General features: G+C 40.2%; 33 protein-coding genes and 1 pseudogene. 5 read left to right on the forward strand and 29 right to left on the reverse strand.

The window, feature by feature from the left end:
* Position 1: 1 nt before the first annotated feature.
* From AAIR98_RS06550 to AAIR98_RS06625, 16 genes are all read right to left on the reverse strand, one after another.
* On the reverse strand, positions 2-1,060 hold the full coding sequence (locus tag AAIR98_RS06550) for an iron-containing alcohol dehydrogenase family protein (protein ID WP_423971396.1): 1,059 nt from the start codon (positions 1,058-1,060) through the stop codon (positions 2-4).
* Complete coding sequence (locus AAIR98_RS06555; RefSeq protein WP_423971397.1) at positions 1,047-1,712, reverse strand: MtnX-like HAD-IB family phosphatase; 666 nt, start codon at positions 1,710-1,712, stop codon at positions 1,047-1,049. The genes AAIR98_RS06550 and AAIR98_RS06555 overlap by 14 nt, the downstream gene beginning before the upstream one ends.
* A gap of 73 nt (positions 1,713-1,785) precedes the next feature.
* Entirely contained in the window at positions 1,786-2,376 is a 591-nt protein-coding gene (locus tag AAIR98_RS06560; RefSeq protein WP_423971398.1) for a DUF4823 domain-containing protein, read from the reverse strand.
* A 273-nt stretch (positions 2,377-2,649) separates the two neighbouring features.
* Positions 2,650-2,880: a hypothetical protein gene (locus tag AAIR98_RS06565; protein ID WP_423971399.1), complete on the reverse strand. Its 231-nt coding sequence runs from the start codon at positions 2,878-2,880 to the stop codon at positions 2,650-2,652.
* Positions 2,828-3,013, reverse strand: coding sequence for a hypothetical protein (locus tag AAIR98_RS06570; RefSeq protein WP_423971400.1), 186 nt, complete (start codon positions 3,011-3,013; stop codon positions 2,828-2,830). Before AAIR98_RS06570 ends, AAIR98_RS06565 begins: the two co-directional genes overlap by 53 nt.
* Positions 2,997-3,263, reverse strand: coding sequence for a hypothetical protein (locus AAIR98_RS06575; protein ID WP_423971401.1), 267 nt, complete (start codon positions 3,261-3,263; stop codon positions 2,997-2,999). The genes AAIR98_RS06570 and AAIR98_RS06575 overlap by 17 nt, the downstream gene beginning before the upstream one ends.
* A gap of 2 nt (positions 3,264-3,265) precedes the next feature.
* Entirely contained in the window at positions 3,266-3,745 is a 480-nt protein-coding gene (locus AAIR98_RS06580; protein WP_423971402.1) for a D-Ala-D-Ala carboxypeptidase family metallohydrolase, read from the reverse strand.
* A gap of 371 nt (positions 3,746-4,116) precedes the next feature.
* Positions 4,117-4,419: a hypothetical protein gene (locus AAIR98_RS06585; protein WP_423971403.1), complete on the reverse strand. Its 303-nt coding sequence runs from the start codon at positions 4,417-4,419 to the stop codon at positions 4,117-4,119.
* A gap of 1 nt (position 4,420) precedes the next feature.
* Positions 4,421-5,278, reverse strand: coding sequence for a pyocin knob domain-containing protein (locus AAIR98_RS06590; protein ID WP_423971404.1), 858 nt, complete (start codon positions 5,276-5,278; stop codon positions 4,421-4,423).
* A 1-nt stretch (position 5,279) separates the two neighbouring features.
* On the reverse strand, positions 5,280-5,837 hold the full coding sequence (locus AAIR98_RS06595) for a hypothetical protein (protein WP_423971405.1): 558 nt from the start codon (positions 5,835-5,837) through the stop codon (positions 5,280-5,282).
* Positions 5,834-6,655, reverse strand: a complete 822-nt coding sequence (locus AAIR98_RS06600; protein WP_423971406.1) for a hypothetical protein — start codon at positions 6,653-6,655, stop codon at positions 5,834-5,836. The genes AAIR98_RS06595 and AAIR98_RS06600 overlap by 4 nt, the downstream gene beginning before the upstream one ends.
* Positions 6,656-6,659: 4 nt before the next feature.
* Positions 6,660-6,968 (reverse strand): hypothetical protein, encoded by a 309-nt coding sequence (locus AAIR98_RS06605; protein ID WP_423971407.1) that lies wholly within the window; start codon positions 6,966-6,968, stop codon positions 6,660-6,662.
* Positions 6,965-7,282 carry a hypothetical protein gene (locus AAIR98_RS06610; protein ID WP_423971408.1) on the reverse strand — a complete coding sequence of 106 codons (318 nt, stop codon included), beginning with the start codon at positions 7,280-7,282 and terminating at the stop codon, positions 6,965-6,967. Before AAIR98_RS06610 ends, AAIR98_RS06605 begins: the two co-directional genes overlap by 4 nt.
* Positions 7,275-7,715, reverse strand: a complete 441-nt coding sequence (locus AAIR98_RS06615) for a hypothetical protein (protein WP_423971409.1) — start codon at positions 7,713-7,715, stop codon at positions 7,275-7,277. Before AAIR98_RS06615 ends, AAIR98_RS06610 begins: the two co-directional genes overlap by 8 nt.
* Positions 7,705-7,968 carry a hypothetical protein gene (locus AAIR98_RS06620; protein WP_423971410.1) on the reverse strand — a complete coding sequence of 88 codons (264 nt, stop codon included), beginning with the start codon at positions 7,966-7,968 and terminating at the stop codon, positions 7,705-7,707. The genes AAIR98_RS06615 and AAIR98_RS06620 overlap by 11 nt, the downstream gene beginning before the upstream one ends.
* 108 nt (positions 7,969-8,076) lie before the next feature.
* The gene (locus AAIR98_RS06625; RefSeq protein WP_423971411.1) at positions 8,077-8,274 is read right to left on the reverse strand and encodes a hypothetical protein; all 198 of its coding nucleotides are present in this window, start codon (positions 8,272-8,274) and stop codon (positions 8,077-8,079) included.
* 178 nt (positions 8,275-8,452) lie between these two features.
* Here AAIR98_RS06625 and AAIR98_RS06630 point away from each other — a divergent pair, with 178 nt between their 5' ends.
* Positions 8,453-9,001, forward strand: coding sequence for a hypothetical protein (locus AAIR98_RS06630; RefSeq protein ID WP_423971413.1), 549 nt, complete (start codon positions 8,453-8,455; stop codon positions 8,999-9,001).
* Here AAIR98_RS06630 and AAIR98_RS06635 read toward each other — a convergent pair.
* The 3 genes from AAIR98_RS06635 to AAIR98_RS06645 are packed head-to-tail and all read right to left on the reverse strand — an operon-like array spanning position 8,993 to position 10,871.
* Positions 8,993-9,655 carry a hypothetical protein gene (locus AAIR98_RS06635; protein WP_423971414.1) on the reverse strand — a complete coding sequence of 221 codons (663 nt, stop codon included), beginning with the start codon at positions 9,653-9,655 and terminating at the stop codon, positions 8,993-8,995. The genes AAIR98_RS06630 and AAIR98_RS06635 overlap by 9 nt on opposite strands.
* Before the next feature lie 40 nt (positions 9,656-9,695).
* Positions 9,696-10,664 (reverse strand): hypothetical protein, encoded by a 969-nt coding sequence (locus tag AAIR98_RS06640; RefSeq protein WP_423971415.1) that lies wholly within the window; start codon positions 10,662-10,664, stop codon positions 9,696-9,698.
* 6 nt (positions 10,665-10,670) lie between these two features.
* On the reverse strand, positions 10,671-10,871 hold the full coding sequence (locus tag AAIR98_RS06645; RefSeq protein ID WP_423971416.1) for a hypothetical protein: 201 nt from the start codon (positions 10,869-10,871) through the stop codon (positions 10,671-10,673).
* Between the two features lie 172 nt (positions 10,872-11,043).
* Here AAIR98_RS06645 and AAIR98_RS06650 point away from each other — a divergent pair, with 172 nt between their 5' ends.
* Positions 11,044-11,598 carry a hypothetical protein gene (locus AAIR98_RS06650; protein ID WP_423971417.1) on the forward strand — a complete coding sequence of 185 codons (555 nt, stop codon included), beginning with the start codon at positions 11,044-11,046 and terminating at the stop codon, positions 11,596-11,598.
* Positions 11,599-11,605: 7 nt separating this feature from the next.
* Here the strand turns inward: AAIR98_RS06650 and AAIR98_RS06655 are convergent, their stop codons facing one another.
* Together AAIR98_RS06655 and AAIR98_RS06660 are read right to left on the reverse strand one after the other, a co-directional pair.
* Entirely contained in the window at positions 11,606-12,247 is a 642-nt protein-coding gene (locus AAIR98_RS06655; protein WP_423971418.1) for a hypothetical protein, read from the reverse strand.
* A 40-nt stretch (positions 12,248-12,287) separates the two neighbouring features.
* Complete coding sequence (locus AAIR98_RS06660; protein ID WP_423971419.1) at positions 12,288-13,256, reverse strand: hypothetical protein; 969 nt, start codon at positions 13,254-13,256, stop codon at positions 12,288-12,290.
* Between the two features lie 164 nt (positions 13,257-13,420).
* On the opposite strand from AAIR98_RS06660, the gene AAIR98_RS06665 reads away from it, so the two are divergent.
* The gene (locus tag AAIR98_RS06665) at positions 13,421-13,960 is read left to right on the forward strand and encodes a hypothetical protein (RefSeq protein WP_423971420.1); all 540 of its coding nucleotides are present in this window, start codon (positions 13,421-13,423) and stop codon (positions 13,958-13,960) included.
* An 8-nt stretch (positions 13,961-13,968) separates the two neighbouring features.
* Here the strand turns inward: AAIR98_RS06665 and AAIR98_RS06670 are convergent, their stop codons facing one another.
* Complete coding sequence (locus AAIR98_RS06670; RefSeq protein ID WP_423971421.1) at positions 13,969-14,232, reverse strand: hypothetical protein; 264 nt, start codon at positions 14,230-14,232, stop codon at positions 13,969-13,971.
* 172 nt (positions 14,233-14,404) lie between these two features.
* Here AAIR98_RS06670 and AAIR98_RS06675 point away from each other — a divergent pair, with 172 nt between their 5' ends.
* A complete protein-coding gene (locus AAIR98_RS06675; RefSeq protein ID WP_423971422.1) occupies positions 14,405-14,953 on the forward strand; it encodes a hypothetical protein in 549 nt (182 codons plus the stop codon).
* Here the strand turns inward: AAIR98_RS06675 and AAIR98_RS06680 are convergent.
* The 7 genes and pseudogenes from AAIR98_RS06680 to AAIR98_RS06710 form a co-directional block, all read right to left on the reverse strand.
* The gene (locus AAIR98_RS06680) at positions 14,945-15,604 is read right to left on the reverse strand and encodes a hypothetical protein (RefSeq protein ID WP_423971423.1); all 660 of its coding nucleotides are present in this window, start codon (positions 15,602-15,604) and stop codon (positions 14,945-14,947) included. The two genes, AAIR98_RS06675 and AAIR98_RS06680, sit on opposite strands and share 9 nt — an antisense overlap.
* Positions 15,605-15,705: 101 nt before the next feature.
* Entirely contained in the window at positions 15,706-16,119 is a 414-nt protein-coding gene (locus tag AAIR98_RS06685; RefSeq protein ID WP_423971424.1) for a hypothetical protein, read from the reverse strand.
* Complete coding sequence (locus tag AAIR98_RS06690; RefSeq protein WP_423971425.1) at positions 16,119-16,535, reverse strand: hypothetical protein; 417 nt, start codon at positions 16,533-16,535, stop codon at positions 16,119-16,121. Before AAIR98_RS06690 ends, AAIR98_RS06685 begins: the two co-directional genes overlap by 1 nt.
* A gap of 1 nt (position 16,536) precedes the next feature.
* Positions 16,537-17,469, reverse strand: a complete 933-nt coding sequence (locus AAIR98_RS06695; RefSeq protein ID WP_423971426.1) for a hypothetical protein — start codon at positions 17,467-17,469, stop codon at positions 16,537-16,539.
* Positions 17,470-17,518: 49 nt separating this feature from the next.
* Positions 17,519-17,938: a hypothetical protein gene (locus AAIR98_RS06700; protein WP_423971427.1), complete on the reverse strand. Its 420-nt coding sequence runs from the start codon at positions 17,936-17,938 to the stop codon at positions 17,519-17,521.
* Between the two features lie 201 nt (positions 17,939-18,139).
* Positions 18,140-18,427: pseudogene (locus AAIR98_RS06705) on the reverse strand (LexA family protein); the annotation flags it as partial.
* Positions 18,328-18,795 (reverse strand): helix-turn-helix domain-containing protein, encoded by a 468-nt coding sequence (locus tag AAIR98_RS06710; RefSeq protein WP_423971428.1) that lies wholly within the window; start codon positions 18,793-18,795, stop codon positions 18,328-18,330. The pseudogene AAIR98_RS06705 and the gene AAIR98_RS06710, both read right to left, overlap by 100 nt.
* A 276-nt stretch (positions 18,796-19,071) precedes the next feature.
* Here AAIR98_RS06710 and AAIR98_RS06715 point away from each other — a divergent pair, with 276 nt between their 5' ends.
* Positions 19,072-19,314 carry a hypothetical protein gene (locus AAIR98_RS06715; protein ID WP_423971429.1) on the forward strand — a complete coding sequence of 81 codons (243 nt, stop codon included), beginning with the start codon at positions 19,072-19,074 and terminating at the stop codon, positions 19,312-19,314.
* Position 19,315: the final 1 nt, after the last annotated feature.

The following is a 19,315-nucleotide window of genomic DNA, read 5'->3' on the forward strand; positions in this document are numbered from 1 at the left end:
CTCACCTAATAAATTTTTTAAGTAAATCGTCTGATTCTATAAAGGCGGCGGCTTTGTCAAAAGAATCTGCTTCAGAAAGTATTGTGTAATAATTGGCCTTTACGTAGGGCGCCATTTTTAGCGCGGCTATAAAATCCGCCTTAGAAAACGGCGCTTTCTCAACAAAATCCGCAAAACCTGTTCTTATAAGAAAAGTTCTTATAATATCAGTGCTATTGCCCTGTAACATAGAACACAAATACGCCGCCACGCCCACCTGAATGCCGTGCATGTGCGGACTGGGGCTAAGCGCGTCTAAGGCGTGGGAAATAAGATGCTCGCTGCCGCTGGCGGGGCGGGAAGAACCGGCTATCTCCATAGCCACGCCGCTAAGCACAAGAGAGTTAACCAACTTATATTGGAACTCATACGACTTAATATCCTTTCCCCCCTCGTTAAACAAAACGTCAAGAGAGTTGCGTGATATTAAGGCGGCAAAATCGCTGTGGTCTTCGCCGTGTTTTAGGAAAGCCTGCTTCCAGTCCCACAGCGCGGTTATTTTAGAAATAATATCGCCAAGGCCCGAGTACAAAGTAACGGCGGGCGCGCCGGCTATAACGTCAAGGTCAGCCACTACGCCGTAAGGCATGGATGACTTGACGCTGCGGCGTTTACCATCCACCATAAGCGAGGCGTTAGGGCTGCAAAAGCCGTCGTTTGATACCGATGTTGGCACGCTGATAAACGGCAGTTTTAGCACGTGGGCGCAATATTTACTGTAGTCAAGCGATTTACCGCCACCTATGCCTATAAGCACGTTTACCCCGGCGGGTATTTTAAAAGCGGTGTGGATAATGTTTTCGATGTTAATATCAGAGATATCGGCCTTGTGCGTTACCTCAATGCCAAACTCTTTAAAGCCTGTGTAAAGGTTATCCGCCACCAATGCCTCTATACCCTCACTGAAAAACAAAGCGGTTTTAATAAATTTTCTATCTGACAAATACTTGCCTATTTTACGTATTTTACCGCTGTCTATTTTAAGAAGGGACGGAATATTTATTTCTTTATTCAGCCGCATAAATGCCCTCCATATACCCCAAAATATCTTTAAAACTGTCAAAATTCTCCGTCTTAAGACCTGTTTCCCGGCAAAGCGCCAGCAGGGCGTCTTTGGCAAAAACAACATCAGCCGCTTGGGCAGCCTGCAGATCCGGTTTACCATCGCCCGCGTAAATTACGGTGTAACCGCGCTCTTTTAAATGCTGTACAAGCAGTTCTTTAGAAACGCCAAGATTTTCGCTGTAAAAAGGGTCAGACGGCGGCGGCGGAATAAGGCTGAGCCCCGTGTCTTGCGAGTAGGAGCCGCCGTTGGCAAGCAAAGTAATACCACTGTCTTTTAAGTATGCGCCCATTTTGCGCTCTATGTAATAACGGGACCCTGCGCTGCAAATGTAGAGCGGAATATTATGTGATTTACAAAAATCTACCGTGGGATAAAAATATTCGTCCACGCTGATTTGCGCTATAAAATCGTCCAGTTCCGTTTTGGTAAGGTGCACTTGCCCGAATATACCGTTAAGCGCCTGAACATGCGTTATACGCCCCGCAAGGTACTCGTCCCATGGGGCCATGGCGGCGGGCGTTAAAAGACGGGTGGTTACCATTTTAAAGAAGTCTTCTTTTGTAATGGTGCCGTCAAAATCTGAAACAAATACGATGTTTTTATCCATACCCCATTATATCAAGTAATGAACTAAAAACCCCGCCAAAAGCGGGGTTTTTAAAGCTAATTAATACGGCTATTTATTTAATATTTTTTGCCCAATCATTAAGAGAATCTTTAAACCTGCCTTTGGGGCCCATAGTGCCTATTGGTATAAATGCCAAAAGTACTGTAGGGCAGCCTTTGTTTTGCAAACGCTGTTTGTTAAGTAAGTCTCCGCTTGCAACGTCGTAAACCTGTATAGATACGTCCAGTGAGTCTGTTTTCTGCGCTTGGAGTGTATTTTGTTTAGGGGGAATGCAGGTCATATAAAACTCGTCATTCCATTCATGTACGTCAAATGTAATCATATATTTATCGCCGCGCGCTTTTGCTTCTTCAAGGCCTTTTGTAACAGACATATTTTCGTCGCTCATAACCAAGCTGCCAAAAGCTTTGTGGAATTTTTTAAAGAATACATCAGCCGCTTCTTTGCCGCTGCCTTTGCTTTCAACACGGTTTTCTTTGAAATAGCTTATTTCATGCCCGTCTTTGGGAAGTATCATGTAGAAGCTTTCGCCAGTGTTAATTTTTTTATCCTGCTCAAATGTGCCAACATCCTTTCTTGTACCTACAAAAGTACAACCGCAAATTAATGCGAAAACAGCTAGTAGACATATGTTCTTTCTCATCAACAATCTCCTTTGTGGTTTTTATAATACAATTTACAGCTTACATACTTTATTCTTATAACATATTAATTATAAAGTGTATATAAAAAAGTTAGCGTTACACGTGCTACCCTTAAACACTATAAATTAGCTGTTTAATACACAAAGGAGAGAGAGGGAGTTAAAAATACGTGTGAGCGGTGCCTGTTTTGGTGTCTGTTTTGTTTTCTAAAATCTATAAATAAATGTATATTTTTATGGATAAACATCAAACATTATAAACTTTTGTTTAAGTTATTTTTTCCGGCAGACTTCGCCCAACAAACCACTTTCGCCGTAACAATATTCCGAGAGTACGCATATATTAAAAAGATTATCGCGGTTAAGCGCCGCAACGCCGCTGTCTTGCAGGTCAAAGCGGGCATAATCACATAAAGCGGTATTAGGCAGCGCTCTGACGGATGCGCAACCGCTAACGCTTAATGTTATTGTAATGCTTATCAGCAATAGTTTTAAGTTTTTCATTTTCTTTTTGCTCATATTTAGCCTGGGCTTCACGTTCTTTTATGCGGCCGTAAGAAATAAGTTTGAGGGCCGCAAAAGCGCACACGCTTATAATAAGCGCGATATAAAGAATTTCATTATTTAATATTGTCATGCGCGGTATTAATCTTTTTAAGATATTTGTTGTAGCCTATAATTGCGCACGCGGAGGTAAGTATTATGCTTTTTACCGGTAAGGGCATAAAAAACATGCCTGTGCTTGCCGCAAGTACGCTTAAAAGGCTGAGCAGCGCGGGCAGGTCTTTATTTCTTATTTCTTTATAAAATCTTTTTATAATTTCCGTGGCGCCAACTACCGTTACGGCGTTTATTGCCGCTTCTGTTAATATGTGCAATTCGTTCATATTTATTCCTCTATGTTTTGGTAAAAATCCAAAGTTTTGCCGTTATCCCAAACAAAAGACTGGCCGCACTTAGCGTGCTCTCTAAAAGGGTGCCCCATGCTTATATGCAGCCACTCTTTACCTTTAACTCTTTCATGTATAAGTTGGCCAAAACGCAAGTTACTTTGCCTTATAATTTTAAACCCCTCTTCTAAAGTCATGTTTTGGGGAATAAAGTCTATGGCCTCACATTTTAAATGCTGGCTTGTCCCCGCGCCGTTTAACGCGGCGTTTAAACCAGGGCATCTTGCCGCGGAAGTTACTATCATAGGAGTATTTAAAATACTTCTTACTTTCTGCGCGAAAGCGGCTAAAAGCTTTAGCTTGCCCAAGTTTTCCATAGCAAAATCTAGGTTTGTTTTTCTAAAACGCGCCAGACTTGTAAAAGCAAGCTCGTCAAATGTAAAATTTTCCGCCAGTTTAGCGGGATAAATTGTATCCATAAACGCCCCTATTTAGTTTGTTTTAACAGTACTTTAATATCGCCTTTAATATCTTTTACATCCGCCTGCAACGTCTCAAGCTTTAGGTTTATAAGTAATTTCTCGCTGTTAAACTCAGTTACTTTTTGGTTAGTTTGGCTGATTTCTTGTTTAAGATTTTTAGTCAGCGATGTGGTGGTTTTTACCTCGTAATAAAAAGAAAAACAAAAGCACAGCGTAGCACCGGCAAAACCAAGCAGCCACGGCAGGGGGCACGCCCGGCTATAAACTTAATAGTTTTATATTTACGGGCCAGGCGTTCATTCTCTTTATCAAGACGCTCTTTTTCTTTTTGGTTTAAATTACAGGTTTCACACATAAAAACACTTTATCTAAGCCTCGTGCCTTATTTCAGCGCAAATTGCTTCTATTTCCATGACGCGTGTCATAATAAAGTCAGATACGCTGTCTTTATTAGAAAGATAGAACTCTCTTAAATGTCTGGGGAGAGAATATTCCTCCTCTAACATTAAAACCTGCTCTTCTTTTGTTGGTGCCTGCGGGGCCGCCAATACAAGGCTGCCACGGTCATTAATTATTATCTTACCCTCGGCGTTGGCCAGCTTGGCTAGCTTATTATAATCTTCTACGGAGATATCAACACCGTTAATAGTTACTATTTCTTTTTCTGTCATATTAATACCTCACTCTTATTTTTAAAGTGCAGTTATTTAAAGGAATTGCCATCCTGTCATAAGGTTCCTCTATTTTTTGGGCGTAAAAGCCAGCATCGGGAAAATTACCTAAAGGACAGAATACAGTGTCAGCTGTTAACAATGCTTTTACGGTTGCGTATTGAACATCCTGGCTGCTTTTATACACTACCTGCATAGGGTTTGCCGCTTCATCCCCGGCGCTATAGCCAAAGGCGGCGCTTTTAACATTTACAATTACCTCAGCCGATACTCTTTTGGGGTTAAGTTCCAGCATCTTTTTTATATCGTTAGGAAGTGTGAAAGACACCATTGAGTTGGCCGTAGGCACAACAGACGCGCTTTCCCACACCTGCGAGCCTATAGGCTGCCATGCGCCCCATGCGGAGCCGAGGTACTTTCTCATATAAATATTAAAACAGCCATTGTTTTGCTGGCACGCAAACTGCATAGGGTTTCCCCCGTCTACACCTACGCCGCAGTTGCCAACAACCATTACATAGATATTATCCGGGCCCGTATTTTGAAGCGGCTGCTTAATATTGGTTTGCGCGGGCGCGAAAGCGCCGTAAATGCCCGGTGATTTAAGAGTGTCTAAATCCACCGTGCCTACCCATTTATAGGGCATGGCTTTTATGTTAGCTAAAATATCCGCCCCGCAGTTATTAGCGCTTAAGTTTAATTTACCGTCTAAGCCTTTTGTTTTTATATAATCAAAAAGCTGCTGCGCTGAGAGCCTGAACGTTTGCGCCCCATTGTCTATTACAAGATTGTTGCTGTCCATTAACCCGTCAGCTTTGTTTTCTAATTGTGGTATAGAAATACCCGGCCTTTCTGCCATATTAAATACCTCCGTTTATAAGCGAAAAATCTACTTCTAAAAATATGCCAGAGGGGTTTAAACTGTTTAAAATCCCCTGGACTTCCCTAAAATCCGTTATGCCAAGCTGTTGCTGAAAGAAAACTGGGAGAGAATCCTTCCTCTCTACAATAGCCCCGCTGTCTACAATATTGTTATCCACTTTCTTATTTACAATCCATTCAAAATAGCCTGTTTTGCTGGAAACAATATTTATTTTAAGATGCGCCGGCGCCGCGCGTTCAAAAGTTATTTGCGATTCCTCGCCAAAAATATGCCTGAAAACATATAAATAACTTTCAAATGTGCCGCCGTAGCGCCACATCTCAAAAATCTGGTTGAAGTGTTTTACAAAAATGTCACGCGCCACCACGCCCGTAAGCGGGGTAACGGCGTTGTCATATAAAACACCACCGAACTGCTCGTCTGAGTACGCTTTTTCAAACCAAAGGGACAGCTCGTCCTTTAATTTGCTAAAAACGTCCTCCGCCGCGCCGTAAAACTTTAGTTCTACGTTGTCTTTGTAAAAAAACTGTGTCATACATTACCTATAACTACTGTTATTTTTTCTTTATCAAAATTCATCAAATCCCTAAACCCGGCGGTAAAAATATCTGTCCTAAACGCAGAGTCAGAAGCGCGTTTATAGCTAAGCACCACTTTACCCGCGTATGGGGCGTCGCGGTCTACGGTAAAGCAGCGTTCAGGCGCGAAGTCCAGCCCCAGGCCGTAAAGGTCTTTAATGTTTTTGAGCAGTTTTTCTTTAATGGTGTCGTCGCTGTCTACTAAAATTCTTGTGTTTCTTGACGGGGTTATATTAATTTTTAACTCCGTGTCATGGTAAGTAGGCAGATAGAACCCATAGTCAAACACCTGGCCATTGCTAAGGGTGATATCGCCACGCTGGTCACCGGCGTAATACAGGCCCGCTACAGTGTAATCTTTAAGACCCTGCAAAACTTTTTGTTTTTGGGCGGGATAGTCGGCGTCTGCGTCATTTAACAGGGCGCATACCGATATTGTGCCGGCGTTTGCCGCGCTTTGCGGCGCTACCGCCACGGTAATGCCTAAAGCGCTTTTAAAGGTCTCCGCCAGGCCCTCTACCGGGGTTTTGGGTATGGCAATGCGCTCGTTTGTGGTTCTTATATAATCTTGGTATTTAAGATATATTTCAGCAAAAATATTTTCCAGCTCTATACCGCGCTGCGCTACGCCGTAGTAATATTTGTAAAAATTAGTGCCCTGGAAGGTGTCGTACGTGTATTTTGTACCAAATTTCTCATTAACGCCCTCCATAAGAATTTGCATCGCTTCGTCAAGGCTTCCCGGGGTAAAACCCGTATCTGTAAAATATGGCATGTTATTATCCTCTCATCATAGTGTCTTTTTGGTTATCGCAAAAAGTAAAGTTTAATTCTTCGGCAAATTTGCCGTCCTCTTTAACCAGCTTAGATACGCTAAACCCCCACTCGCCAAGCTTTTGCGTTAAATAACTGTTAAAAGAAGTGTTTTGTATCTGATAGTTAGGGTCAAGAAAATACTCCAAATCTATCCCCCAATCCGCAAAATATTGCAGTACGCCTATTTGCACTTCAAACAGGTTTTTTGCCCTGGGTACCTCGGTATTGGCCAGGGCAATGTCCCCACCCCTGATTTCTGTAATATCTTTCATTGTAAGTTTCCTTTAAGTTGGTCTATTTTAGCGCTTATCGCCGCCATGTCCGCCGCCAAGGTGGGCGCGATGGGTCCGCCGCCATTTGCGGCACTGACGCCCCCTCCCACCCCGTCGGCCAAAGCAGCCACTATTGTAAGCAGCTGCTTAATGCTGTCCATAGGCATGGCTATGTAAACTTTTTCCAGTTCGTTTAAAATTATTACGCCCTCGCTGGCGGCTTTGCCTTGGCTGAGTATATCAGCCCCCGGCACTTCTTGGCCGTTAATTAAAACTTTGCCGTCTTTGGCGTTTGCTTTAAGTATTTTAGTCATAGCTTATGCTCTCCAAAACTACTTTTTTATAGTAATACCTGTAGTAGCCGTTAAAACTTTTTAATGTTTTACCGTCAATTTTGGCGCCGGCTTGCGGCGTGTCGGTTGTTTGGCCCTCAAAGTCAGGCGCGGTGTAGAGGGTAAGTTTTTCTGTTATATCGGCTATATTCACCAGTTTTTGCGCTGTAAGTGAGTACACCCAGCCGTTAGCCCTTAAAATAGCGGGGATATCTGCGCAGATAGTAACCTTGGCGGTTTGCCCGCCGTAGTCTTGGCCCTCTATGGCGTAACCGGGCAGCGCGGCAAGCGCGCTTAGGGTGTAGCCGTGTTTATAGGGCACAATGTCCAGGCCCAGTATGTGGCGCAGGTAAAACAGGTTGGTGGGCTTTTCCGTTTCAAAAAAGTAAAAGCCGTGGTCGCAGTTAATCCTCATAAAACCCCAGCCAGATATTTTTATCTTCGTCAATGTAAGCGGCCATTTTTTGGTCGAAAGAAACAAAAGGGTTTCTGTCATTTAACCCCGGGGTAAGCATATAGCCGTTAACATACAGGCTATACGTAAGCCCGCGGGAAAGGCGCACCTCAACGCTGCCTTGCCCCTCCAGCTCAAATGTGCGGGTGATATAAGGCACGCTAAGCGCGTCAAAATCAGTTAAGTTAAAAAGATTGTAATATTTGTATTTCATAGGAATAGTCCTTAGATTTGTTAATTTTTTGTTGAAATATTTTTCAGTGTGGAATTATAAAATTTAGTGTATAATTACTATATAGATTTATTCGGGGGGTAATAGAACTTAAAGGGTAATGCTTATATTCACTAAGTCATTATCCTTTTGTTCTACCGTGTTAAAACTTACCAGCTTACCGCTAAATATAAGTATATTGTCGTTAAAGTACGCTATTCTGTAGTCTTTACCATACAAGGTATACTCATATATAGTCTTAAACAAAGGCAGTATTATGTTAAAACCGGGGCTTGTTTTCTTGCCCACTAAGTCTATATCTACACGCTGTTTCTCACACTTTTCATTTACTTTAAGTTCTCCCTCTTTTGCTGTTACAAGAGGCTCGTTGCTTATTTGTAAATTGCTTGCTTGGCGTTTAAAACCTGTGCTTTATTTTAATTTTAGTGTATAATTATTACATAGATTTATTTTTAAGGGGAATTATATGAAAAAATTAATGTTGTTATTGCCTGTTGTATTATTATCCGCTTGCGCTACTACTGGAACTAATGTATATACTAAGCCTGCGGCATCAAGAACAAACTTTGTTATAGCTTCTACAACACAAGATATAGGCTATACATATGATGCAAATACAGACACCTATACTGACAGCATTAATTTATCCAAAGCTCCATATTATAAAACTGATAATTTACTAGTTCAACTTGATAGAGCATACTCTTCATTAGAAATGGAAATTAATGAGACTGATATAGAATGGACTATCATAGAGGGAAAGCTAGATGATAGGGAAGTTAGTAGATTTAGCAATACGCCACAAGATATCTACGTCTTAATTTTCAAAGATTTAAAGCAAAGAAATTTTGTTAGAGTTATTTTTAATAAGCACCAAAAAGAATTTTTTGATAAAGCAAGACCAGGTGATAATATTAGAGCATTATGCATGTATAGAAGCATAGGTTCTAGGTATCTTTATGCCAGTATTTGGGAACATACTATTCGTTTTTCAGGATGTCTACCATTAAACTAAACGTGTTTCTTTCTGAAGGTGGAATGGTCCTTTTTCATTGCCAGGTGATGCTTTTCTCACCCCACCTTTATCTTTTTCTTCATCTTCTTTCTTCTTCTTTTCGGGGGGTAGGACTTCAAGGGTAATGCTTATATTCACTAAGTCATTATCCTTTTGTTCTACCGTATTAAAACTTACCAGCTTGCCGCTAAATATAAGTATGTTATCGTTAAAGTACGCTATTCTGTAGTCTTTACCATACAAAGTGTACTCGTATATTGTTTTAAACAAAGGCAGTATTATGTTTAAACCGGGGCTGCTCTTTTTACCTACTAAGTCTATATCTACACGTTGTTTCTCACACTTTTCATTTACTTTAAGATCAGTGCCCTCCGCCGTTACCAGTGGCTCGTTGCTTATTTGTAAATTGCTTACTTGCCGTTCTACATATACGCCAAGGCGTTCGTCTAAGTACAGTGGTATTGGCGCGGAATAATTGGCGTACATTGCGCTAAGGCCTGTTTTGGCGTCTGAATACAGGTTTTTAGCGGCTTGAACAGGATTACCCAAGGTACCGCTTACAAAACCGCTGCCCTGCGTGCTGGCACTGTAGGAGGATTTTTCATTGTTCCTTTTAAAGTAAACTAAAAATATCGGCGCTACTCCATTTAACATACAGCCTCCTTATTTTTATAACTTAAATTAAAATATGTGTTTATTCCTTATTAGATGTATTGTTGGATAATTTTCTTTTTAAAAGATCTATTGTGTCTGATAGAGTGTTAATTGCCTTTAACATGGGGGCAAATGTGTCTATCATACCGTCTCTTGCGGCGGTCTTGCCGGCATCATAACCTTGGTCAACCATGCTTATTGTTTTGTAGTTGAGAAAATTTTTATTTTCATTAGCATTTTTTTGACGTTCATTGCTGTCGTTGCGCCTTATCTTAGAAGAGGTTAAAACATCTTGTTTGCCAATATTATCGTCTATATGCCTTTTTAGTTCTAAGCGTCTCTGTTCCGCGCCAAGTTCCGAGTAGTGATTTATAGCGGATACATACTCCTTAAGTTTTTGCGGGGTAAAGGCTTTATCGGCGCCATAGTCTAAGCCGTTATTTATTAAGTTGTCTAACGCCTTTGTATGCCTTACGCCTAAAGTATTTTCTATAAATTCTGTTTTTCTAAGCCCCGGCGCCATGCCTTTTATATCTTCAAAAACCTGTTTTAAAAGGTCTGTTCTGTCACTGTTAAGGTAGCCGCCGTATTGGGCCATAAACTCGTTAGGTTCGCCGCTTTTCAGGTTTTCTGTTAAGGTGTTAAGCATTGTGTCAAAATCGCCGTTGTTCATGCCCATATACTGCGCTGAAGCGCTGTATTTAACGTACTTTTCTACTGAGGTATTGTTGGCGTTGGCGCCTTGTATAATTTTTTCGGACTCGTTAAACATTCTAAACATTTTAGTGTTAAGGTTTTCTAACGGCGCTATAATATGCTCTATAATGGCTATCGCGCCTGAGAAAGCTTTTGAAAAATTAGTAAACCCTACAGTATTAGCTTTTTTAAACTTGGTTTCATAGTCTTTGGTTATACGGCTGTTTATTTTGCTATATGTAAGCTCAAAATCCGTCATGCTCTGCCCTGATGACGGTGATGGTGTGATTGATTGTTGTGTGGTTGATGCCATATTGTTTTACTTCCTTGTAAATTTTTGTAAATATTTTAAAAGAGTTTTTTGTTCTACCGTGTTAAAACTTACCAGCTTACCGCTAAATATAAGTATGTTATCGTTAAAGTAGGCTATCCTGTAGTCTTTGCCATATAGAGTGTACTCATATATAGTCTTAAACAAAGGCAGTATTATGTTAAAACCGGGGCTTGTTTTTTTGCCCACTAAGTCTATATCTACACGCTGTTTCTCACACTTTTCATTTACTTTAAGTTCTCCCTCTTTTGCTGTTACAAGAGGTTCGTTGCTTATTTGTACTCGCGCGTAACTAAAAATTGTGCTTTATTGGTAATTTAGTGTATAATTATTATAAAGTTTCTTTTTAAGGGGAATTATCATGAAAAAGTTAATTTTGTTGTTACCTGTTGTGTTTTTAGTATCCGCTTGTGCTACTACTGGAACTAATCCTAATAGCACAAAGTTAAGTGCTAGCACAACTAACTTTGTAATAACAACAACTAAAGAAGACTTAAACTTTATATACGATGCAGTGGCAAATACATATACAGGTGGGGTCAACGTAGTAAAAGCTCCACGTTATCAAGCATCTAACTTGTTAGAACAACTTGATCGTTCTTTTAGCTCTATTGAAATGGAATTTGATGAAACCCCTGCAGGTTGGACCGTTATCGAAGGCAAGCTAGATGACAGAGAGGTTAGTAAATTTAATGACTCTCCACATGATATTTATGTATTAGTTTTCAAAGATTTAAAACAAAGAAATTTTGTTGAACTCATATTTAATAAACATCAAAAAAATTACTTTGATAAAGTCAGACCTGGCGACAATATTAAAGCCCTTTGTTTAAATAAAAGAATAAGATCAAAATATCTCTATGCAAGCATCTGGAAGCATACTGCTCAATTTACGGCATGCATCCCCTTAAACTAGCTTTTCTCTAAAGATGGAAAGGCCCATTTTTGTCACCTGGAAATGCTTCTAATGTTACAGAATCTCCACCTTTTTTATCTTCTTTTGTTTTCTTTTCGGGTGGTAGGACTTCAAGGGTAATGCTTATATTCACTAAGTCATTATCCTTTTGTTCTACCGTGTTAAAACTTACCAGCTTGCCGCTAAATATTAGTATGTTGTCGTTAAAGTACGCTATTCTGTAGTCTTTGCCATATAGAGTGTACTCATATATCGTCTTAAATAAAGGCAGTATTATGTTAAAACCGGGGCTTGTTTTCTTGCCCACCAAGTCTATATCTACACGCTGTTTTTCACACTTTTCATTTACTTTAAGCTCACCCTCTTTTGCCGTTACCAATGGCTCGTTGCTTATTTGCAAGTTGCTTGTTTGGCGTTCTACATATACACCCAGGCGTTCGTCTAAATACAGCGGTATTGGCGCGGAATAATTGGCGTACATTGCGCTAAGGCCTGTTTTAGCGTCTGAATACAGGTTTTTAGCGGCTTGAACAGGCTTACCCAAGGTGCCGCTTACAAAACCGCCGCCCTGCGTGCTGGCACTGTAGGAGGATTTCTCATTGTTCCTTTTAAAATAAACTAAAAATATCGGCGCTACTCCGTTTAACATACAGCCTCCTTATTTTTATAACTTAAATTAAAATATGTGTTTATTCCTTATTAGACGGGGTGTTGGATACCTTTTTTTTGAAAAGATCTATTGTGTCTGACAGGGCGTTAATTGCCTTAAGCAAGGGCGCCAGCGTATCTATCATGCCATCTCTTGCGGCGGTCTTACCGGCCTCATACCCCTGGTCAACCATGCTTATTGTTTTATAGTTGAGGAAGTTTTTATTTTCATCAGCATTTTTTTGACGCTCATTGCTGTCATGCCTTTTTACTGTAGAAGGGAGTATAACGTCTTGCTTGCTTATTGTGTCGTCAATCTGCCTTTTAATATTCAGGTGTTTGCTCTGCAGGGCCATATCAGCGTTGCTGATTATTGCGGCGACATAATCATTAAGTTGTTGCGGGGTAAAGGCTTTATCCGCGCCATAGTCTAAGCCATTATTTATTAAGTTGTCTAAAGCCTTGGTATGGCTTACACCTAAAGTATTTTCTATAAATTCTGTTTTTCTAAGTCCCGGCGCCATGCCTTTTATATCTTCAAAAACCTGTTTTAAAAGGTCTGTTCTGTCACCGTTAAGGTAGCCGCCGTATTGGGCCATAAACTCGTTAGGTTCGCCGCTTTTCAGGTTTTCTGTTAAGGTGTTAAGCATTGTGTCAAAATCGCCGTTGTTCATGCCCATATACTGCGCTGAAGCGCTGTATTTTACATACTTTTCTACTGAGGTATTGTTGGCGTTGGCGCCTTGTATAATTTTTTCGGACTCGTTAAACATCCTAAACATTTTAGTGTTAAGGTTTTCTAACGGCGCTATAATATGCTCTATAATGGCTATCGCGCCTGAGAAAGCTTTTGAAAAATTAGTAAACCCTACAGTATTGGCTTTTTTAAACTTGGTTTCATAGTCTTTGGTTATACGGCTGTTTATTTTGCTATATGTAAGCTCAAAATCCGTCATGCTCTGCGCTGATGACGGTGATGGTGTGATTGATTGTTGTGTGGTTGATGCCATATTGTTTTACTTCCTTGTAAATTTTTGTAAATATTTTTAAGAGCTTTGTTTTAGTAATATCAAAGGGCGTGCCGCTTACGCGGCGGCGCCCTTGTTATAAATATTTGTTTTTCTATTAATTTAGTGTATAATTACTACATAGATTTATTTTTAAGGGGAATTATATGAAAAAACTAATATTGCTATTACCTGTTATATTATTATCCGCTTGCGCCACAACAACTACTACAGGCATTAGCTCTAGTAGAACAGACTATGTGATAACTTCTATCAACCAAGACTCAAAACCATCTTACGATGCACAGACTGACACGTATTCTAGAGGTCTTGATATTTCAAAAATATCTCATTATAGAACAGCAAATCTACTAACTCAACTTGATAGATCTTATTCCTCATTGGAAATGGAGGTCGAATCCTCACCCGTAGTATGGGCTTTAGTAGAGGGATCACTAGATGATAGAGAAATTAATTCATTTCAAAATTCTAATGAAAAATCTTATGTTTTTATTTTCAAAGATTTAAAACAAAGAAATTTTGTTAGACTTATCTTTAATAAGCATCAAAAAGACTTTTTTGATAAAGCTAGACCTGGCGACAACATTAAAGCACTATGTCTTTATAAAGATATTAAATCTGAAAATCTTTATTCAACAATATGGAAACATACAATTATATTCTCTGGATGCGTACAAGCAAAGTAATACTATTATTAGATATCTGAAGTTTGTTTATTGGGATCCAAACTTTGATTTTTCTTCTTTTCGGGGGGTAGGACTTCAAGGGTAATGCTTATATTCACTAAGTCATTATCCTTTTGTTCTACTGTGTTAAAACTTACCAGCTTACCGCTAAATATTAGTATGTTATCGTTAAAGTACGCTATTCTGTAGTCTTTACCATATAGAGTGTACTCATATATCGTCTTAAATAAAGGCAGTATTATGTTAAAACCGGGGCTTGTTTTCTTGCCCACTAAGTCTATATCTACACGCTGTTTCTCACACTTTTCATTTACTTTAAGTTCTCCCTCTTTTGCTGTTACAAGAGGTTCGTTGCTTATTTGTACTCGCGCGTAACTAAAAATTGTGCTTTATTGGTAATTTAGTGTATAATTATTATAAAGTTTCTTTTTAAGGGGAATTATCATGAAAAAGTTAATTTTGTTGTTACCTGTTGTATTATTAATATCAGCTTGTGCTACTACTGGTACTAGTTCTACCAAATTAAGCGCCAGCACAACTAATTTTGTCATAGTAACAACAACAGAAGATATAAATCCGACCTATGATGCCGTAACTGATACATACACAGATGGAGCGAATCTATCAAAAGCTCCACATTATCAAACTGCCAATCTACTTTCTCAACTTGACCGTTCTTTCAGCTCTATAGAAATGGAAATAGAAAGCACTCCTATAGTTTGGACTGTTATTGAGGGAAAATTGGATGATAGAAAAATCAGTAAGTATAACGATTTTCCTGAAAAAATTTATGTTTTAACGTTCAAAGATCTAAAACAAAGAAATTTTGTTGAAGTTGTTTTTAATAAACATCAAAAAGATTACTTTGACAAAGCTCGTCCAGGAGACAACATTAAAGCGATGTGTTTATATAGAAAAATTATATCTAAATACCTTTATGCCAATATATGGGAGCACACTCTTCTTTTTGATGGATGCGTACCTTTAAACTAATATTGTCTTTTTAGGAAGAAAAGGGCCATTATTGTTTCCTTCTACAGGTTTTAATTCTCTAGAATTGTTTGCTGCTGTAGTATTATCTTTCTTCTTTTCGGGTGGTAGGACTTCAAGGGTAATGCTTATATTCACTAAGTCATTATCCTTTTGTTCTACCGTGTTAAAACTTACCAGCTTGCCGCTAAATATTAGTATGTTGTCGTTAAAGTACGCTATCCTGTAGTCTTTACCATATAGAGTGTACTCATATATCGTCTTAAATAAAGGCAGTATTATGTTAAAACCGGGGCTTGTTTTCTTGCCCACTAAGTCTATATCTACACGCTGTTTCTCACACTTTTCATTTACTTTAAGTTCACCCTCTTTTGCTGTTACAAGAGGCTCGTTACTTATTTGCAAATTGCTTGCTTGTCGTTCTACATATACACCAAGGCGTTCGTCTAAGTACAACGGTATTGGCGCGGAATAATTGGCGTACATTGCGCCAAGGCCTGTTTTGGCGTCTGAATACAGGTTTTTAGCGGCTTGTACAGGGTTGCCAATGGCACCGCTTACAAACCCGCCGCCCTGCGTGCTGGCACTGTAGGAGGATTTTTCATTGTTCCTTTTAAAATAAACTAAAAATATCGGCGCTACTCCGTTTAACATACTATATTCCTTTGTCTAATCTTTCACGGCTTGCATAGTAAGCCGCCGCCTTATAAAAGGCTTTGTTCATTAAATCATCTAAGTCTAGTTCCGCCTGGGTATCAAAGGCCTCGGCCATGATATCTACGCTGTAAGGCGGGAGTTTTTTTTACATCGTCGCTTATGGAGCGTATTTTAATTTTGCTTATTTCTAAACATACCGCTGTTAATACTTCTACAATATCTTCCGGCGACATACGGGCCGTGTTAGCGTCTGTAAAAGGCACGCCGTTGGCGTCCTGGGCAAAACATATGAGGCTGCGCATATCGTCCTCCGGCAGGTTAACTATGCTTATGGCGCGGCGCAACTGCAGCTCCTTAGCTTCAAGCGGCAAGGCCTCAAAGTTTTTGTAGGTTTCCTCAAAGGGCTGGCCTGTAAGGGCTTGCTCCGTAGCAAGCCCGAACAGTAAGGTATTGTAGGCGTTTAAAGCCCAAATACTCTTTAACCCTTTTAAAGGCAGCACCCTAACAGCCATTAGGCGGCCTCTTCTATTTTAAACGTCTCAAACACTAAGGAGATGTTAAGCTCCTCTGCACCCTCAGCCATGTTAAGCTGTGTGGGCGCTTTTTGCAAAATACAGTCTTTAAACATACGTTTAGCGCCTGTTTTGCGGTCTATACAGTAAATTTCCAGCCTGTCTTCCTCTTCTCTTATTGTTTTAAATAAAGAGGCGTATTCAGGCGCCATATTAACCAGTACTATTGTTACTACCTTGGGTGATTTAGAACCCTCTGTATAAACAATGCCTTTGGTGTTTCTGGCGGAGGCGCCGCGCGTTAGGTGCTTGGCCTCGGAATCTTCTATAGTTACGCTTTCTACCTGGTCGGTAAAGTCATAGGCCTGGGAGTTGTGCGTAAAGCCTATGTCGCACTTTCTAAGCTGTAAAATCATTTTATAAGACCTCCTGTCTTAAATTACCGATAATCTTCCAAAGCGCGGTAGGCTGCGGAACAGCGATAAGGGCGGAAGCCTCGTAATTTTGTTTATGTAAAGTAATGGTAATTTTGCCTTCTTCTAACAGGCCCATGTCATGGTACTTGTTAAGAGTGCCCTGTAAATACTCTTCCAACAGTTTAGACTGTGTCATAGTATACTGCGGTTTATTAATGTTAATATACTGCACCGCCGCGCCCTGAAGCGCAAGGCTGAGTTCCTTAATAAGATAAGGCGAAATAATGGCCTGGCCGCCGGCTGTAAAAAACGCCAGTCTGGGGCCGTATTGGGCCGAGGTAAGCACAAAGCTCAGGCGGTCATCATAATGGGCATTGGCTGTGCCAAGGTCCTTAATACCGTCATCTTTGGGCATGGTGATATACTGGCGGTTGTCCCAAGGCTCAGCGTTAAGAAGTGAGCCAAAGGCGTAAAACATATTAGCCGCGCCGTTTTCTTCCGTTACTAAGAATCCGCACTGTTTATCAATGGCGGCAAAGGCTTTGGCGTCCGCCTCAAGCGTAAAAGATTTAGCTGTAACGCCCTCAAAAGCGCCAAAATCTCTGGCGGTAACTTCGGCAGAGCTAAACTCTGACCCTACGGCAATGGTGTAAAAGCCGTATTCCGTATTGTCTATAATTGAAGCAATATCTAAAGAAGCCACAGGCAATACATAGACAGAAGAAAGACCGCCTTTTAAAGCGAACTCTACTTCTTTATTATCTGTTAACGCGGCGATTGAAGCAGGTGTTGTGCAGCGCACAATGCTACCCCCTGTAACGCCGGCTTTAGGCTTAACTACCGCAAGCATATTGCGTAAAAAAGCCGTGGAAGCCTCCGGCAACGGTGCTTCTGCATTTACTGTAAATGCAAAGTTTAATAAAACATCATTCATTTATTTTCTCCTTTATTGATGCGCCGCGTGTAAAGTAACGCGTTTTTAATTATTTCAACAGCATCTCAAAAAATATTTTGGCGTACTCTATAAATCCTGTGGGCTGCTGGGGAGCGGCCTCGTAAAAATAGATAAACGGCAGACGGTAGGTATAAAAGTCACGTCCGTCTTCTAAGGTTATTTTAACGGCCTCTTCCATACGGCTGAACCAAAAGCGTTTTTCTACGTCAAGCGGCGCGGCTTCTATTTGTGTGGAAAGAAAGTCGTAACACTCGTCCTCAGGCGAACCTATAAAAGCTATAGTGCCGCTGATTCTGGCTTTGTCAGAGCTGCCGCCCTTTATAGGGCTGGTTAGAGAAAGCTGTACGCACAGGCAGTTTGTCTGTTTAATATCTTCAGCTTTCCCCCATACAATATTGTCTACGCCAAAAATTGTGCTTAAATCCGCCGCAAGGGCTTGCTTGAACATAATTTACTCCGGGTGTAATTAAGGTGATTAGTATATAGGTAGTTTGGAGGGAATAAAAAAAGCCTATTCCGTATGGAATAAGCCGTTATCATCTGGTAGGGCAAAAAAATGCGTTATACTCAGAGGGAGATTTCTCCCACATCTATATAACACACTTATATTATAGCATGTTTCAAAAAAAAATGCAAATTTTTTTGAAAATTAGTCTAAATCAGGGCGTTTAACACGTCTTACAGGCCTGTGTATGTGAATAACACGGCCCATAATCTCTATATCATGAATAGAGCCCTTAATCTTTGTGTATTTAGGGTTATCGGGCACAAGATAGATAAGATTGTCTTTAATATAAATACGTTTTAAAGTGCAATCTTCGCCCATTCTGGCTACAACTATGTCCCCCTCCCTAAAAGACTGGCCGGGGCGGATGATAACGTACTCGCCCTCTTTAACCTCAGGCTCCATACAATCGCCTTTAACTTTGAGGGCATAATCATTATCCCCCCTTTAAGAACACCTAAAAATAATTCAGGTTCCTGGTCACACACAATACATTTAAATCTGTCAGCAAAAACTTCTCCTAGCATTGGCACTAAGTTGACCCTTTGAGCTACAACAATAGGTGTAGGCTTAAAAGAACGCTCCTTGTTAGAAATATTAAAAATCAGCTTTAGTTCTTCTTCCGGCCTTTTAAAAAGTTTTGACATTTTTTTAATAATGTCAGGGCTGGGTTTGGTTAGCCCTTTGACGTAGCGGTTAACATTGGCGTCGGTTATGCCCAAGGCCTTCGCAACTTTAATCTGCGAGCCCCTAAACATGCCGTTATTTATGGTAGAAAATAATTCTTCTATTTTATTCATGCTATTCCCCCCGTCGTAAAAAATTAAACATCTTGACAAACTTAATTAAATTACCTAAACTAAGTAAGCAGGATAATTAAGTTTGATTTCTGCAAAACCACAATAGTGGTGTGTGTTATTAAAAAGTAAAAGGCTAAAAATTTTGGACTGTATATTGGTAGGTTTAAGCCACCTGTCAATATCTATATAACACACGCCGATAGTACCAGCAAAGGTACTATCGGCTTTTATTATAGCAAATACGACACAAAGGTTTATATACATTTAGGAGGTATTATGACATTTGACTTAAGGTTTTTTAACCCCGATGAAGTGGTGATCGACACTATGGGCAACAGGTTTATAAAAAGATGCGGGGTGGCAAGGTTTTTGGGGTGTTCCATAATGGCGCTGCATAAAACACATACAAAAAAGGGGCTCTCTCCGTTAATCAGACGAGTAAACGGTTATGTTGTTTTTGTGCCTGAAGATGTAAAACAATACGCCCAGCTGCGCTGCTGCGGCACAATGGCACGGTAGA

The sequence above is a fragment of the Elusimicrobium simillimum genome (genome assembly GCF_049639735.1).
Lineage (GTDB): Bacteria > Elusimicrobiota > Elusimicrobia > Elusimicrobiales > Elusimicrobiaceae > Elusimicrobium > Elusimicrobium simillimum.